General features: G+C 66.0%; 12 protein-coding genes. 8 read left to right on the plus strand and 4 right to left on the minus strand.

All coding sequences use genetic code 11. The features are described from left to right. Positions 1-2: 2 nt before the first annotated feature. Together IPL75_13980 and mutS are read right to left on the minus strand one after the other, a co-directional pair. Positions 3-1,559, minus strand: a complete 1,557-nt coding sequence (locus tag IPL75_13980) for an ABC transporter substrate-binding protein (protein MBK9241329.1) — start codon at positions 1,557-1,559, stop codon at positions 3-5. After that, positions 1,556-4,228, minus strand: coding sequence for a DNA mismatch repair protein MutS (gene mutS / locus IPL75_13985; protein ID MBK9241330.1), 2,673 nt, complete (start codon positions 4,226-4,228; stop codon positions 1,556-1,558). The genes IPL75_13980 and mutS overlap by 4 nt, the downstream gene beginning before the upstream one ends. Between mutS and tsaB the strand changes: the two genes are divergently transcribed. From tsaB to pssA, 5 genes are all read left to right on the plus strand, one after another. After that, positions 4,227-4,922 carry a tRNA (adenosine(37)-N6)-threonylcarbamoyltransferase complex dimerization subunit type 1 TsaB gene (gene tsaB / locus IPL75_13990; GenBank protein MBK9241331.1) on the plus strand — a complete coding sequence of 232 codons (696 nt, stop codon included), beginning with the start codon at positions 4,227-4,229 and terminating at the stop codon, positions 4,920-4,922. The genes mutS and tsaB overlap by 2 nt on opposite strands. Then, complete coding sequence (gene rimI / locus IPL75_13995; protein ID MBK9241332.1) at positions 4,912-5,418, plus strand: ribosomal protein S18-alanine N-acetyltransferase; 507 nt, start codon at positions 4,912-4,914, stop codon at positions 5,416-5,418. The genes tsaB and rimI overlap by 11 nt, the downstream gene beginning before the upstream one ends. Positions 5,419-5,455: 37 nt before the next feature. After that, on the plus strand, positions 5,456-5,695 hold the full coding sequence (locus IPL75_14000) for a YdcH family protein (protein ID MBK9241333.1): 240 nt from the start codon (positions 5,456-5,458) through the stop codon (positions 5,693-5,695). An 81-nt stretch (positions 5,696-5,776) separates the two neighbouring features. Beyond that, on the plus strand, positions 5,777-6,406 hold the full coding sequence (locus IPL75_14005) for a phosphatidylserine decarboxylase (GenBank protein MBK9241334.1): 630 nt from the start codon (positions 5,777-5,779) through the stop codon (positions 6,404-6,406). Between the two features lie 23 nt (positions 6,407-6,429). After that, positions 6,430-7,203, plus strand: coding sequence for a CDP-diacylglycerol--serine O-phosphatidyltransferase (gene pssA / locus IPL75_14010; protein ID MBK9241335.1), 774 nt, complete (start codon positions 6,430-6,432; stop codon positions 7,201-7,203). Here the strand turns inward: pssA and IPL75_14015 are convergent. Then, positions 7,157-10,972, minus strand: coding sequence for a HAMP domain-containing protein (locus IPL75_14015; GenBank protein ID MBK9241336.1), 3,816 nt, complete (start codon positions 10,970-10,972; stop codon positions 7,157-7,159). The genes pssA and IPL75_14015 overlap by 47 nt on opposite strands. 66 nt (positions 10,973-11,038) lie before the next feature. Here IPL75_14015 and IPL75_14020 point away from each other — a divergent pair, with 66 nt between their 5' ends. Together IPL75_14020 and IPL75_14025 are read left to right on the plus strand one after the other, a co-directional pair. Next, positions 11,039-12,088: a hypothetical protein gene (locus IPL75_14020; GenBank protein MBK9241337.1), complete on the plus strand. Its 1,050-nt coding sequence runs from the start codon at positions 11,039-11,041 to the stop codon at positions 12,086-12,088. After that, a complete protein-coding gene (locus IPL75_14025) occupies positions 12,085-13,341 on the plus strand; it encodes a PLP-dependent aminotransferase family protein (GenBank protein ID MBK9241338.1) in 1,257 nt (418 codons plus the stop codon). Before IPL75_14020 ends, IPL75_14025 begins: the two co-directional genes overlap by 4 nt. Here IPL75_14025 and IPL75_14030 read toward each other — a convergent pair. Continuing rightward, positions 13,286-14,413, minus strand: a complete 1,128-nt coding sequence (locus IPL75_14030; GenBank protein ID MBK9241339.1) for a PQQ-binding-like beta-propeller repeat protein — start codon at positions 14,411-14,413, stop codon at positions 13,286-13,288. The two genes, IPL75_14025 and IPL75_14030, sit on opposite strands and share 56 nt — an antisense overlap. A gap of 35 nt (positions 14,414-14,448) precedes the next feature. Between IPL75_14030 and guaA the strand changes: the two genes are divergently transcribed. Beyond that, positions 14,449-15,993 carry a glutamine-hydrolyzing GMP synthase gene (guaA, locus tag IPL75_14035; protein ID MBK9241340.1) on the plus strand — a complete coding sequence of 515 codons (1,545 nt, stop codon included), beginning with the start codon at positions 14,449-14,451 and terminating at the stop codon, positions 15,991-15,993. Positions 15,994-15,995: the final 2 nt, after the last annotated feature.

A 15,995-nucleotide genomic window follows, 5' to 3' on the forward strand; every position in this document is an offset into this window, starting at 1 on the left:
AATCAGGGACGGACGACGCCGGCCGATATGCCGACGTGTTGGAGAAACGTGAACTCAGCAGTGGGAGACAGCGCGATGCCGGTCAGGCGCTCGTGCGCCACCGCAACATTGGTCTTGTACCAGAGGCTGATATAGGGCGCATCTTCGGCGATCTGCCGTTGAGCCTGCCCGTACAGCTGGCGACGATCTTCTTCAGCGAGCGCGGAACTCGCCGCATCAATCAGGCGATCCACATCGGTGTTCTTGTAATACCCCCGGTTGAAACCACCCGGGGGAATCTGCGATGAATGAAAGACGCGCCGCAGCATGTCGGGATCGGTGACGCCCACCCATTGCAGGGTGTAGAGCTGCACGTTGCCGCGGATGACATCCGAGAACAACGTGGCGAACTCGTACGAGCGAAGGTCGAGGGCGATCCCCACCTCGGCCAGATTCTGCTGGATGACGGCCGCCTGCAACCGGTAGGCCTCGGCGGTGGACGTCTTGAGGCTGAGCCGGAGGCGGGGCAGTGGACCATCCCCGTCGGGGTCGCGATAGCCCGCTTCGTCAAGCAGTGCTCTGGCGCGGTCCAGGTCGCGAGTGAACCGGAACGCCGTGTTGTCATACGCCCATGACATCGGCGGCACGATGCCAACCGCAGTGCTGGCGAGGCCGCGCCTGAGGAAGTCCACGATGGCGTTGAGGTCGATGGCATACCCGACCGCCATTCGAAGCCGTCGGTCCTGCAGGAGCGGATCGCGCAGGTTGAAACCCAGGTAGGCGAAATCCGTCCCCGGAGCGGTGCTCACGCGCAGGTGCGGCTCCTTCCGGAGGCCGTCGATGATGTCCGGAGACAGGTCGTTCACGACCAGGTCCACGGAGCCTTTGCGCAGTTCGAGCCCGCGCATGGTTTCGTCGGGCACCACTCGCAGCACCAGGCCGGCGTTCGCGGGTTTGCCGCGGTAGTACCCGTCGAATGGCCGGAGTGTCGTCCGGTCATCGGGCACAAATTCGCCCAGCTGATACGGACCACTGCCAACCGGTGCTCTGGCAGCAGCGGCGCCGGTGCCTTCGGGCACGATGCCCATCACCAGGTTGATGGGAAACGAGGCGGCAGGTTGGTGGAGCCGGAATGCCACATGAGTCGCGTCGATGACGTCCACCGATTTGAGTCCGCGATACGCGCCCTTGCGGCCCGAGACGAAGGCCGGGTCCAGAAACCGCCGGAAGGTAAACGCCACATCCTCGGCGGTCAGCTCACTGCCGTCGTGAAACCGCACGCCGGTGGGGAGTTCGGCGATGTAGGTGAGCGGGTCGGGCCAGTCGAGCCGCACGGCCAGGTCGGGCACTACGCGCAGGGTGTCGTCGATGCGCATCAGCGAACTGAACAGCAGCTGATGAATCTTCTGCGACGCCTCGTCGAGGCCGACAGCGGGATCAAAATTGGTGGGCGAGTTGGTCATCGCCACGACAATCACGTCGGTGGGACGCGGCGTTTCCGCCTGGCATCCGGAAAGAGCCGCGCATGCGGCCACAAGCGCGGTGGCGACGCGAGCGAGAGAGCGGCTGCGGCGAATCACCGGTCGGCCTCGCGTTTGAGCTCGGCCAGCAGGTTCAGCGCGTCGATCGGCGTCATCCGTTCAAGATCGAGTGCCTTGACGCGGTCGACGATGGGGTGGGTGTCGGGCGCCGACTGGAACAGGCCGAGCTGGCTTTGCGCTGGCGCAGGGGCGCCACTGAGACTCGGCCGTCCGCCCCGCTGGAGTTCGTCCTGTTCGAGCGATTTCAGTATCTCGGTGGCGCGGCGAACCACCGCGGGTGGCAGACCGGCCAGGCGCGCCACCTGAATGCCGTAGGAGCGGTCCGACCGGCCTTCGATGACTTTGTGCAGGAAGACGATGTCGTCCTTGAACTCGCGGGCGGCCACGTGAAAATTGGCGACGCCGGACACGGAGTCCGCAAGGTCGGTGAGCTCGTGGTAGTGCGTCGCGAAAATGGTCTTCGGTCGCGCGCGGTCGCTGGTGGCCAGGTGTTCGGCCACCGCCCAGGCGAGACTGAGGCCGTCGAAGGTGGCCGTGCCGCGGCCAATTTCGTCGAGGATGACGAGGCTCCTCGACGTGGCCATGTGCAGGATGGTGGCGGTCTCCTGCATCTCGACCATGAAGGTGGATTGTCCGCGCGCAATGTTGTCGGAGGCGCCGACGCGCGCGAAGATGCGGTCCACGATGGACAGCTTGGCGCGGCGGGCCGGCACAAACGACCCCATCTGCGCCAGCACGGCAAGCAGGGCGGTCTGCCGCAGGAACGTGGACTTGCCGCCCATGTTCGGCCCCGTGAGGATGACCAGCTGCCGTGTGGTGCCGTTGAGCGAGACGTCGTTGGGCACAAAGGCCGCGGCGGCGTGGCGTTCAACCACGGGATGCCGGGCATCAACAGCCGACAGTTCATCGGCATCGTGCACCTGGGGCTTGGTGTAGTTGCCCGACGACGCCGTTTCGGCGAGGGCGCTCAGCACGTCGAGTGCAGCCACGGCGCGCGCGGTATCGAGGATGCGCGGTGCTTCGGCGGCCACCCGCAGTCGGAGCGCCTCAAACAACGCCAGTTCACGCGCCACCAGATGTTCGTCGGCGTGCAGGACTTTTTCCTCGTACTCCTTGAGGGCCGGCGTGATGTAGCGTTCGCCCCCGGCGATCGTCTGCTTGCGGATGTACTCGGGCGGGGCGTTGGCCAGCTGGGCCTTCGTGATCTCGATGTAGTAGCCGAAGACGCGGTTGTAGCGGATCTTGAGGGAGTTGATCCCCGTGCGCGTACGCTCGGCGTCTTCCATGGCGGCAATCGCGGTCTTGCCGCCGCGACTGATGCCGCGCAGTTCGTCAATCTCGGCATCCACGCCATCACGGATGAGCCCGCCGTCGCGAGCCACGGCTGGCGGCTCCGATACCAACGTGTCGTCGATGGTGTTGCGGACGTCCGTCAGGTCGTCCACTTCAGCCAGCAGGCTGCGCACGAGTGGCGCCTGCAGGTCGTTGAGGATTGTCCGCAACCGCGGCAGCAGCGTCAACGACTGGGCCAGGGCCACGAGGTCGCGCGGCCCAACGGTGCCGAGCGCCGCTCGTGCCACAAGCCGCTCGAGATCGTGAATGCCCTTGAGCAGGTCCCGAAGCTTGGCGCGGTCGGTGCCGTGAAACGCAAAGTCTTCCACGGCGTCAAGGCGATCCTGGATGCGCGCCAGTGCGACGAGCGGTCGCACGAGCCATGCACGAATCAGACGTCCGCCCATCGCGGTCGCCGTGCGATCGATCTCGTCCAGCAACGAGCCTGCGCGGCCGCCATCCACACCTTCCACCACATTGAGGTGGCGCAGCGTGACGGGATCGATCAGCAATGCGTCAGCCGACAGGCGCCGCGAGATGTCTCGCACATGCGCCAGTTCCACGCGCTGCGTGGTGCGGAGATAGTGCACGATGGCGCCGGCCGCCGCCGTCGCCGCAGGCGCGTCTTCAAGTCCGAACCCCGACAGTGATGCAGTGCGCATCTGATCGAGGAGCGTCTCCCGGGCGCGGCCGACTTCAAAGACCCAGGCGTCAAGCCTGGTCACTCGCGGCGAGGTCAGTGGTGACAGCAGTCGATCGAGATCGGCGCCTTCGGCGGCAAGCAGTTCCTTGGGGCGCAGGACGGCGAGTTCGGCCGAGACAGACTGCGCGGCATCGGCCCCCACCCATTCGGCGGCCGAGAACTCGCCCGTCGAGACGTCCAGGCACGCCACGCCGTACCGGTCGGGCCCCTGCTGCGCCACCGCCGCCAGAAACGCCGGTTCCCTCGCATCAAGATACCCGGCGTCGGTGAACGTGCCGGGCGACACGACTCTGGTGACTTCGCGCTTCACAAGGCCTTTGGCCTTTTTGGGATCTTCCACCTGCTCGCAGATGGCCACCCGATAACCCTTGCGGATCAGGCGTGACAAATAGCCATCCACGGCGTGGTAGGGCATTCCGCACATGGGAATGGCCGACCCAGCCGTATCCTTCGATCGCGACGTCAACGTCAGCTCCAGCACCCGGGAGGCCGTGATCGCGTCTTCAAAGAACATTTCGTAGAAGTCGCCCATGCGAAACAGCACGATCGCGTCGCGATGCTGCCGCTTCGCGTCAAGGTACTGACGCATGGCCGGTGTGGCGGCGAGCGATGAAGGTGAAGTTGTCACGGGGAAACGGCCGAAGGACTCGGTGGAGTATAACATTGCGGTCATGGTCGTACTGGCGCTCGAAACTGTCACGCCGCAGGGGAGCGTGGCTGTCTGGCGCGATGGCGGCATCACATCGCGCACGGGCGACGCCACCACGCCGCACGCCGCGCGCTTTCCCTCGGCGTGGCTCGACACGCTGGCCACGGCGGGAGTCGGGCTCGACGACGTGAATGTGCTGGCGGTGGTGTCGGGCCCGGGGTCCTTTACCGGAGTGCGCATCGGCATGGCGAGTGCGCAGGGCCTTGCGCTGTCGCGGGGGTGGCAGGTCACCGCCATTCCGACGCTCGACGCAATCGCCGAGTGTTGGCGGGTGGCCCACGCCGGGCAACCGCCCCGCACGGTGATCGCATGTCTCGACGGCCTGCGGTCCGAGGTGTTTGTTCGCGAGTTTCATTTTGACGGCAGGCTTATGCATCCTCTGGGCGAGGCGGCGGTGATGACTCCGGACGAAGTGCGATGGACACCGCACCCCGGCGGCGTGTCGCTCGTGGGCAGCGGCGCCGCCCGCTACGCATCGTCATGGTCCGGCGTGAGCGATGACATTGGAGAGACATCCGAGGCGATCGCGGCCGGGGCTGCGAGGCTTGCGGCAGGCGGTGGATGGCCGTCGGCCGCGCCTCACGCGTTGCGGCCCCTCTACGTGCGCCGCCCGGATGTGGAATTGGCGCGCGAACGCGGCCGATCGAATGTCCCCTGACACTCCGACGGTCGTGCGGCGCGTACTGGCGGGCGAGCCGCTTGACGCGATCGCGCACATCCAGCGCCAGTCATTCACCAATCCGTGGAGCGCGGACGCGATCGGCTGGGAATTACGCGAAACCGACGTCGCACGTGTGTATGTGCTTGAAGCGGGTGGGGCGGCCGCCGATGGCACGCCGTCGACGCGTGCCTATTGCGCGTGCTGGCTGATTTTTGACGAACTCCATATCAACAGCCTGGCGGTGGCACCCGAGGCCAGGCGTCGGGGCCACGCGAGACAGCTGCTGGGCGGCGTGTTTCGGGATGCGGTCGCGGGCGGCGCCACGTCGGCCACTCTGGAAGTCCGGCGATCCAACGAAGCCGCGATCGCGCTCTACACAGGCCTGGGCTTCCAGGTGGAAGGAGTTCGGCCGAACTACTATCAGCAGCCAAGGGAGGATGCCCTGATTCTGTGGCATCGAGCGCTGCATTTGCTTGCCGGTCAGGCAGGGTGATGGTAATCTCCCATCGAACGTACGAAGGAGGCAGGGCATGGCCAACGCTCATGATGTCCCAGGGTCTTCCGCTGCCGCACACGCGGCCCCCTCAACGGTAGACCCCCGCTACCAGGAACTCACCCGGCAACACCACTCACTCGACGAACGGTTACACGCGCTGTCGTCTCTGGGGCATCTCTCCGATGCCCAACACCTTGAAGAACTCACCCTGAAAAAACGCAAACTGGCGATCAAGGATCAGATCGCCGCGCTCTCTGCCGCACAGCGGCGCTGACGCACTACACTGGTGGCTTCACATGCCTTTCGTGGCCCCCGGACATCCCGAGGGCCACGGATGGCGTGGTGTGAGTGAGTCATGCGCATCGACAGAGCCGCCATTCCGTTCGTCCTGATCGCTGCTGTGCCGGCGGTGATCGTCTGGCTGTGGTGGGGCGCGCTTGCGGCGGCGCCGGCGCTGCTCCTGCCGTTGGCGACAGCCGCATTTTTCCGTGACCCCGATCGCGCCGCTTCGCAGGATCCGTTGCTGGTGTTGTCGCCGGCGGACGGCAGGGTCATGTATGCCGGCCCCGCTCGCGAGGAGGAAGCGCCCGCCGAAGGCCCTTGGCTCCAGGTGACGATCTTCCTGTCGGTGCTCGACGTCCACATCAACCGCACGCCCGTCTCGGGACGTGTCACTCGTGTGGACTACCAGCCCGGAAGTTTTCTGCCGGCCTACAAGCGTGAATCCTTTCGCAACGAACGATCCGAAATCTGGTTCGATCACGCGGGCGTGCCGGTGGTGGCGCGCCAGGTGGTGGGCCTCCTCGCGCGCCGGGTCGTGTGCCGCCTGACCCCCGGCCAGCAGGTGGCTGCCGGAGCGCGGTTGGGCCTCATGAAGTTCGGATCGCGCATGGACGTGTTTGTGCCGCCCACTGCCCGGCTTGAAGTGATCGAGAAGCAGACCGTACGTGGGGGTGAGACCGTCCTGGCCCGTTGGCCAGCGTGATGCCACGTTATGATGGTCCGCGAATGACCCAGGGAATGCCCGCCGGTCGATTTGACCGAAACGGGCGGAAAGCCAGGCGGGGCACGTATCTGCTGCCCAGTCTGATTACCGTTGGCAACTTGTTTTGCGGCTACGCCTGCGTGATGTACGCGATGCGTGGCGACCTCACAACAGCCGCGCCGTTTATCGGTGTGGCGGTGGTGCTGGACATGCTCGACGGTCGGATCGCACGGCTGACTGGCACGACCAGCGCGTTTGGCGTCGAGTTCGATTCTCTGGCCGACGTGGTGTCATTCGGCCTGGCCCCGGCAGTGCTGGCGTCGGCCTGGGGGCTCTCCGAACTCGGGCGTTGGGGATGGGCCGCAGGCTTTTTGTATGTGGCGGCCGCGGCGATTCGTCTGGCGCGCTTCAACATCCAGACCGGGACCCAAACCGACAAGGCGTACTTCGTCGGGATGCCCAGTCCCGCGGCAGCCGGCGTGCCGGCGGCGACGATCTTCTTTTACCCGTACCCGCTGATGGGGAAGATGGAGGCGATGGCGGCGATCGCGGTTGTGGTCATTCCGGCCATCCTGATGGTCAGCACCATTCGGTTTCGCAGTTTCAAGACGATCAACTTCGGATGGGAGCGGTCGTACATCAAGCTCTTTGTCTTCGCGGCACTGCTGGTGTTTATCGCCACCGAGCCCAGTTGGGCGCTCGTCATCATCGCCTACAGCTATTTAGCTTCGGCGTTTGTCGGTATGGCGCTCACGCGCCTCCGCGGGCGTCGTCCGGCCCTGCCACCGGAAGCCTGACCGTCACGGTCGTGCCCTGGCCCGGGGCGCTTTCGAGCGTAATCGTTCCGCCGCATGACGCGATGTTCTGCCGGGCGTTGGCCAGGCCCAGGCCCGATCCGCCTGTCTTGGTCGAGAAATGGGGTTCGAACGCGCGTTCGGCGGCGTCACTGGTCATCCCGATGCCGTTGTCTGCACACGTCACCCGCACGCGGTCTGCCTCGTCTGGCGCGGCTGAGAGTGTGACGCGCCCGCCTGAGGGCATGGCTTGCAGCGCATTTTCAATGAGGTTGGTGAGCGCCCGGGCCAGCAGCGTGCGATCGGCGCGCGCGTCGGGAGCGTCAGGCGTCACATCGATCGAGATTTCGGTGTGCGAGGCGAGGCCCGCGAGATACGGTTCCACCACCTCGTGAAGAAGGGCCGCGAGCGGAACGCGCTCGAGTTTCGGCACCGGCACCGCCGCAAACGACGAAAAGTCGTTGGCCAACTGGCGGAGCAACTTGACTTGTTTGAGCACGGTGCCGACGCATTGATCGAACACGGCGCCGAGGGGGCGGCCCTGGTCCACGTGCACTCGCTGCAGATGTTCGGCCGCAAGCTGTATGGGCGTCAGGGGGTTCTTGATGTCATGCGCCACCTGCCGCGACATGTCGGCCCACGCCTTCAGTTCGTGCGCGCGGCCCAGTTCCGCGCGTTGCTCGCGCAGGGTGGCGGCCATGCCATTGAAGTCGTTCACCAGCCGCCGGAGTTCGTCGGCGGTGTCGGCGACGATCCGCACATTAAATTCACCCGCGGCGATCTGCTGGGTGGCACGTGTCAGCCGCTCAACTGGATCTGAGACGCGCCGCGCGACCGAGGCGCCGATAAACGCCGCAAGCAGGATGACCAGCACCGCGCCGAGCAGGACGCCCCGGTTGAGATCGGTAATCTCCCGTTCGATTTCCTGCTGGCGCAGGGCCAGCGGCACACTGAGCACGGCATGGCGGCCGAGCGCGGGGACAGGCGCGGCTGCCACGAGATAGCTGAACGAGCCCGCGCGGTCTTCACCAGCGAACGAGGGACGCCGCTCGAGTGCCACGGCCCGGTAGGCGCTTGCGGGCGTGCGCTCTGGCAGCAAGCCCGACTCAAAGAGATCGCGTTGTGATGTCGCGCGCAGGCGCGGGCCGTCAAACAGGTTCACGTCCTGGTTGATGACCTGCCCGATCCAGACGAGGATGTCGTCGGTTGGCGGCACTTCCTGCAGCGCGATCGTGTCTTCAAGCACACGGCGCGCAATGGTGGCGGCGGTCAGGGCCTCGGTTTCGACGTCGCCCCTGAGTTTGTCGCTCATGTAGGCGCTGAACGAGAACGCAAACACCAGGACGGGCACCACGGCCGTGAACACGAAGTACAGAAACAGCTTGCGATAAAAACTGGTGCGGAATTCGAAGATCAACGCGCGCAGAGGCGCCACCCGGCGGCCCGCGATCGAGGCGACGAAGGTGCTGATGACAAACAGCCCGACGAACAGCAGGGCGGCCAGCACGGTGCTCTCTGCCAATTTTGTGAGGTGATCGAACACACGCGGAATCGGATACCCGAACGCATAGATGCCGGCGCGATCGTTCGCGAAGAATACCCGGAACGTGTCGGTGTCTGTGGCTCGTGCAATCCAGAAGGGGGTGCGCGAGCGCTCAATCTGGCTGAGCAGGCCCTGGTCGAGTGACCACGCCGTCCTGCCTGAGGTAAACGTGGCCTGCCGGCCCCACCCATAGACCACAGTTTGCACACCGTGCGGCCCGGTCTGCGGCGATTGACTCGCCCTCCGGAGCAGGTCGTCGTAGGGGTTAATCGCCGAGATGAACGGCAACGCGCGGTAGTCGAACAGGACGTGGATGACGACCGACCCCGATGAGCGCCCCGTGGCGTCGCAGAGACTGCGCTCGGCATGGAGCGTCGCCTGCTCGCGGGCACCGAACGAGGTGACTTCACCGTAGGTGTCCCATTTGCAGCGGATTTCGGTGGACGATCGGTCGATGCCGTAGTCCGGCACGTTCAGCGCGAATCGGCTGACAAGCTGTCCATCGGGGCCATACAGCTCAAGCGCAGATGTGAGGCGCGATCGTGACAGTCCCGTCTGACTCCACACGAGAAAGGCGGCGTCCGATGAAGGACTCCGGGGTTCACCCGACGGCTGGACGAGCAGCGCAGAAAGATCCGGCAGCCGATCCACGGCTTCGGTGGCTCTTTCAAGTTCCGACCGGAGTTGCTCAGGCAGCCCCATGGTCGTGGGCGCGTACACCGACTCAATCTGGCGCTCGGTGCTGCGATTGGCAGAGAACGCGACAATCGGATACCAGATCGTCGCCGGGATGACAGCGGCGGCGCACAGCGCCAGGAGCCGGGAGGAGGGGGACGCGTGGCGATAGAAGTGCCGCAAGCCGACACCCGACAACGCAAACAGCGCGGCGACTGCGGCGACGCCGATCAGCGCAGGTGTGGGCAGGGGTGACCAGGGGTTGGGCAGTGCGCCGATCGCGGTCGGCACCACCCAGGCGCCGCTGGCCAGGACCGCGACGAGCGGTCGCCTCCACGACACACGCCATCGCTCGGCCGACTGTGCCAGCATCGTGGCCACGGCCCAGACGCTGGCAAACGCGAGCAGGTGGCGCGCGGCATGTGCGGCGAGCACCGCGCCGTTTGGCGGGAACAATGGCGACGCCAGGCGGTCGTATCCGACGGCGGTCAACTGGCGATCAAGGGCCCAGAAGGTGAGCCAGAGGACGGCCGCCGTCAGGAGTCCTCCGCCGAGAAACTCCGACCACATGACGAGGCTCGAACCACCAGACATCTGGCGGCGGGCTGCGGACCGCCACCACGAAGCCACCGGCAGCGTGAGCGTGAGGCCGACGGCCGTCAGAGCGCCAATCGCGGTGACGCCGACCAGCGGCAGACCGGCCATCGAGCCAATCCAGACAAACAGACCACCCGCGACGATCACAAGCAGTGGGGCGCCGAGCTGAAGGCTGCGCCGGGGGCTCTGCACCAGACCCGCCGCGAGGATGAGCAGCGCGCCCACGAGCGGCAGGATGCCGGCGAGCAGCACCCTGCGACGGAATTCCCTGCGCGCGTCGTCGAGTTCCGCCGGGGCAAAGATAATATCCAGCAGCGCCGTGTTCTTGGCGGAGAGCACCGTCGGCTTGATCGTGTCAGCGGCAGCTGGCGGGTCGACGTTCGACGGCACCACCTGGACCGGACCGAACGAGGTCTGCAGGTGGTACTCGGCGAGGCTGGGGTGCAACCCTCCCGTCGTGGACAGCACCTGCTCCGCCGCCACCACGCCCACGCGCCGTGAATCAACCAGGACCGGATGCCACGCGACCAACCGCAGCCCCAGCGTGCCCTGGGCCACAAACAGCCCAGGCGCCTCCAGCACGGAGGCGGGCACCTCCAGGTCTTCGGCGGGGCCGTCGTTCCACGCAAGGACACGGAACGTCCCCGTGCCGGTTGGGACATATACGGTCAGCGCGGCATCAGGCGAGGCGGGCAGGGCCGCAAACAACTCGGCAATCCGGTCCCGGTCGGCAGTGGCGGCGTCGATGAGTGTAGCGTTGGCCGCCACCTGTGCTGCAGCTGCGCGCAATTGGCCGGCGCTGTGGTCCAGGCGCGCCCGCACCTCGGCCTGAAGCTGTTGAGAAGCCGTGTCCTGGTTTGAGCCGAAACGGACAAGCTCCCACGCCGCCCCCCCCGTCGCGATGACGATGGCGGCTGCAAGAGCCAGGGCGAGAAGGCGAACAGGCGAGGAGAGCACCGGTAACCGGGGCAGGTGGGCCGTCCGGCCGCAGGATATCAGAGAAGCGCTGGGCTATACTCGCGTGTGTCCCTCCTGATTGTGCGTGGCAGCCTCGGCGGCCTACCGTTGCGGGCCGCGCTCAAGCGCGGCGCGCTGGTCGCCGCCGCAAACTGGCCCGTCGTCATTGCGCAGTTTGTGTCGGTGTCGGTGTGCCGGCTCGCGCTGGCCGTCCCGGTGATTGGCGGCGCGTTCATGGTGGCGGTGCTCGCTGAAGCCGACGTGCGCATGATGTTCGCGGATGGCATCACCTCCGCCACGGGCCTGGTCATCACCTCGTTGTTGCATCGACCGGTGGCACTCTGGAGTTTCGTGGTGGCCATGGGTGTTGTGGCTGTGGGCAGCGGCGTGCTCTCGTGGCTGACTCAGGCCGGCGTGATGGGCATCCTCGATCGTGGGGAACGCGTCGCCGGTGATCTGCAGAAGCCGCCACTTCGCTTGGAAGCGGTGAGCCGCGCCGGGGCCTTCAGCCTGGAAGGCTTCATGGAGGCGGTCAATCACCTCGGGCGCCGGTACGTCTTGGTTGGGGCGTGGCTGTACGTCGGATATGCCATCGTGGCGGCGGGCGCGATCGGCAGTCTGGTTCTTGCCGCACGGCTGGCGGGACGCGCGGGCTGGTCGATGGCGTTGCCGGTGTCGGCTGTGGGTGTCACGGCGGTGGCGCTCGTGATGGTGGCAGGGTTGCAACTCGCGCATGCGCTGCTGCAGGTCATCATGGCGACCGATGACTGCCGTCTCAGTTCAGCGGTCACGCGTCTGCGGGTGTTTCTGCTGCACGATGCACGGCAAGTGCTCGGCATCTTCAGCGTCGTGCTGATGCTCGTGTTGCTGGCCACAGCGGCGTCGGTGCTGGCCACGGCCGGACTGGCGCTCGTGGCGTGGGTGCCGTTTGTCGGGCTTGCCGTCGTCCCGCTGCAGCTGGCCGCGTGGCTGGTGCGTGGCGTGGTGTTTCACTACATGGATCTGTCGGCATGGTCGGCGTATCAAAGCCAGTACCGGCGTTATGCCGAGCCTGCGTCGGGTGAGCCGGCCTCGACGAGCAACGGCCCCATTGAGGCCAGGAGGTTTCCGGCATGACGAACTTCGATTCGTTTCTATCGCGCGCGGGCGAGACGATGCAGGAGTCGGCGATTCGCAAGATGGGTTCGATGCTTGCCGATTCCCGCGACCTGGTGTCGTTTGCTCCCGGGTATCCGGCGGAGGCGGCGTTTGCGTGGGATGACTTCCGCGCCATCGCCGATGATGTGTTGTCGAGCCGGCGCGAGACGGTCCTGCAGTACGGCGCGACCCGGGGGTACCGGCCGCTGCTTGAATCCATCACAGGGCTCATGGCCGAGCGGGGTATTCGCGCGCCAGTGGAGCAGTTGGTGGTCACCAACGGTTCTCAGCAGGGCCTGGACCTCACCGCACGGGTGCTGCTCGATCGCGGCGATGTCGTGTTGGTTGAACTGCCGACTTACACCGGTGCCATTTCTGCGTTCCGTGGCGTGGGCGCCGAACTGGTGGGCGTACGGCAGGACGCCGACGGCTGTGACCTTGACGCGCTGGACGCCACGTTGGTGCGTCTACGGGCCGAGGGACGGCGCGTGAAGTTCTTCTACACCGTCCCGAATTTCCAGAACCCAACAGGCTTGCTGGTCGGCCTCGACAAACGCAGACGCCTGCTCGAGTGGGCCGAACGCCGCGATGTGCTGGTGGTTGAAGACGATCCGTATCGGGACTTGTATTTCACCGATGTCACCGAGGAGGCCGACACGCGGGCGCTGGCCGCTGATGACACCACGGGCCGCGTGATCTACATGAGCAGTTTTTCCAAGACGCTGGCGCCGGCCTTTCGCGTCGCCTGGCTCAGCGCGGCTCCTGAATTGGTCGGCCGGTTTGAATTGGCGAAGCAGGCCAGCGACTTGTGCAGCGGCGCGCTGGGGCAGCAGATCGTCAACGAAGCCTGCCGCCGCGGTGTGCTTGCGCGCCAGTTGCCGCGGTTGCGCGCCCTCTACCGTGAGAAACGTGACGTCATGGTGGACGAATTGACCCGTGCGTGCGGCGACGTGCTCACGTGGGACATGCCGCGCGGTGGATTCTTCCTGTGGGCGCGCCTCCGTGAGCCCATCGACGGCGACTCGCTCTTGCCGATGGCGCTCGCGCGGGGCGTGATCTACGTGGCAGGGAGCGCGTTTTTTGTGTCGGGGACCGAGCGGCAGTTCATCCGGCTGTCATTTTCGTCGCCGCCAGCCGATCGGATTCATGAAGGCGTGCGACGACTTGCAGACGCGCTCAGCGACGCACGGGCGGCAGCGCCAGCAGCAGCGGCGTCCCAGGCGGCGCGGTAACCGCCACCGTCGCCGGCAGGCCCGTGGGCTGATAGGCCGTCACCGTCAGCTCCGACGCGGCGGAGTTGATGATCGCCATCCGGAGTCCGGCGCCAGTGCCCGACGAGGCCAGGCCGCCGAGCACGCTGGCGTCTTCCGCTCCGGGAAGTCGACCGGCGGGTTCGCCGGCGCTCGTGAATATCGCGATCTCTCCATTGGACTGCGGGACAAAAATTCGTCCGGCATCTGCGATTAAGCCGTCCACCACCCGGGCGTCCACGGGGTTGCGCCATTTCTGATGCCCGTTGAACGTATGCCCGCGCACCGAGTTGTCGATGGTCGTGGCGTAGATGTGGCGGTCGTCCACGGCCAGCCGGCCGACGACGGGCATCCCGAACGGGTAGTCCCACTCCTGGCGTCCGTCGCGCTGCCGCAGGCTGATGAGGCGGCCATCCGTACCGGCGATGAAGACGCGGCCCGCCGCAGCAAGCACCTGCGCCGGACGGGTGCCGATCTTCGTTTCCCAGCGCGAACTGCCGTCGGTCACGCGCCAACCGGTGACCCGGCCGTCCGCCAACGCCGCCACCACGAGGTCGCCGTCAATGGACACTGGCGTGGTCAGCGCCATGCCGATTTCCGTCTTCCACACGACACGGCCCAGCGACGCGTTCACGCCGGTCAACGTGCCTGTCTCGCTGGCCACGATGAGCCAGCCCGACCGTGCGGTCGGGGCGATCGACAGCGGTCCGGTGGGCAGACGCCATGCGAGCACGCCAGTCATCTCGGACAACGCGTGCACCTGCTCTTCGGCTGCGATGAACACCCGGCCTTCATCGATCACCGGTGTCACGGTGGCATCGAGGTCGCTGATCCAGGTCGACGCGCCGTCTTTCCAGGCATGCGCCGTCATTTGAGTCGGTTCCACGACCAGCAGGCGAGTCTCCCCGACGGCGATCGAAAATTGATCGCCAAAGGGGAAGGGGCGCGTCCACACGGTGTCCATCGGCCACACCGGGTCGGGAGCCGCCGCAACGACAAGGGCCGCTGAGAAGAGGGGCGCGGCGAGCCGGAAGGCCGCGCGAGTGATGCTCACCCGCTTATAATAGCGGTATTCCTTCAGCTTGGCCGATACCAGTGACCCATCAGACCATCCTCGTTCTTGACTTCGGTTCCCAGTACACACAACTGATTGCGCGGCGGCTCCGCGAGTTCTCGGTGTATTCGGAGATCGTGCCGTTTCACACGGCCGCCGCAGAAATCGCCCGCCATCGTCCGGCCGGCATCATTTTGTCGGGCGGTCCTCGCAGCGTGTCCGACGTCGGGGCGCCACGGCCCGATCCGGGTATCTGGACGATGGGTGTGCCCATTCTCGGTATCTGCTACGGCATGCAGGTGATGACCGATACATTCGGCGGCACCGTGGAGCCGGCACCACAACGCGAGTTTGGCCTCGCTGTGGTGGAAGCGTCCGGCGCGGCCAGTCCATTGTTCACGGGTGTGCCGGCGTCGCTGCGCGTGTGGGCCAGCCATGGAGACTGCGTGGCGGCAGCGCCGGCAGGATTCGACGTGCTGGCGACATCGGTCAACGCCCCAGTTGCGGCGATGCAGGATGAGTCGCGCCGCCTCTATGCGTTGCTGTTTCATCCGGAAGTGGTTCACACGGACGAGGGCGCAACGATTCTTCATAACTTTGCGTTCGACGTGTGCGGCTGCCGTGGCGATTGGACGATGGCCGGGTTCGTGGAAGAGAGTGTGGCGCGCATTCGAGCGACGGTGGGCGACGGCCGGGTGGTGTGTGGTTTGTCGGGCGGCGTCGATTCGACGGTGGCCGCACTCCTCATCCACAAGGCGATTGGCGATCGGCTGACCTGCATCTTTGTAGACAACGGCCTGCTGCGGCTGAATGAAGCGGTGCAGGTGCGCACACGGTTTGAGCGACTCGGTCTGCAGCTCGACTTTGTGGACGCGACAGACTTGTTTTTGACGCGCCTGGAAGGTGTCAGCGACCCCGAGAAGAAGCGGAAGATCATTGGCGCGGCGTTCATCGAAGTGTTCGAAGACCGAGCCAACGCGCTGGGCGGCTTCGGATTCCTGGCGCAGGGCACGCTGTATCCGGACGTGATTGAAAGTGTGTCGGTCCTGGGCCCGTCGGCCGTGATCAAGAGCCACCACAACGTGGGTGGCCTCCCTGAGCGACTCAACTTCAAGCTGGTTGAGCCGCTGCGCGAGTTGTTCAAGGACGAAGTCCGCGCGGTGGGCACCACGCTCGGGCTTGACGACGAGTTTGTGTGGCGCCAGCCGTTTCCGGGCCCGGGTCTGGCGGTGCGGCTCCTCGGCCCGATCAGTCGCGACAAGCTCCGGCTGTTGCAACTGGCGGATGCGATCGTCGCGGACGAAATCCGCCGCGCCGGCTGGTATCGGCGGGTGTGGCAGTCGTTTGCCGTGTTGCTGCCGGTGCAGAGCGTCGGCGTGATGGGTGATGAGCGCACCTACGAATACACCATCGCGGTGCGGGCGGTGGAAAGCCGCGACGGCATGACCGCTGACTGGGCGCGCCTGCCGCATGAACTCCTCGGCGCCATTTCGTCGCGGATCGTCAACGAGGTGCGCGGCATCAATCGCGTCGTCTACGACATCAGTTCCAAGCCGCCGGCCACGATCGAGTGGGAATAGGG

The organism is Acidobacteriota bacterium, assembly GCA_016716905.1.
In the GTDB taxonomy this organism is placed as follows: Bacteria; Acidobacteriota; Vicinamibacteria; order Vicinamibacterales; family SCN-69-37; genus SYFT01.

What these genes read in the sequence shown, in the direction of transcription:
- mutS (MBK9241330.1), bottom strand. Translation starts at nt 4,228, where the DNA reads ATGACCGCAATGTTATACTCCACCGAGTCCTTCGGCCGTTTCCCCGTG.
- IPL75_14005 (MBK9241334.1), top strand. Translation starts at nt 5,777, where the DNA reads ATGCGCATCGACAGAGCCGCCATTCCGTTCGTCCTGATCGCTGCTGTG.
- IPL75_14000 (MBK9241333.1), top strand. Translation starts at nt 5,456, where the DNA reads ATGGCCAACGCTCATGATGTCCCAGGGTCTTCCGCTGCCGCACACGCG.
- pssA (MBK9241335.1), top strand. Translation starts at nt 6,430, where the DNA reads ATGACCCAGGGAATGCCCGCCGGTCGATTTGACCGAAACGGGCGGAAA.
- tsaB (MBK9241331.1), top strand. Translation starts at nt 4,227, where the DNA reads ATGGTCGTACTGGCGCTCGAAACTGTCACGCCGCAGGGGAGCGTGGCT.
- IPL75_14025 (MBK9241338.1), top strand. Translation starts at nt 12,085, where the DNA reads ATGACGAACTTCGATTCGTTTCTATCGCGCGCGGGCGAGACGATGCAG.
- rimI (MBK9241332.1), top strand. Translation starts at nt 4,912, where the DNA reads ATGTCCCCTGACACTCCGACGGTCGTGCGGCGCGTACTGGCGGGCGAG.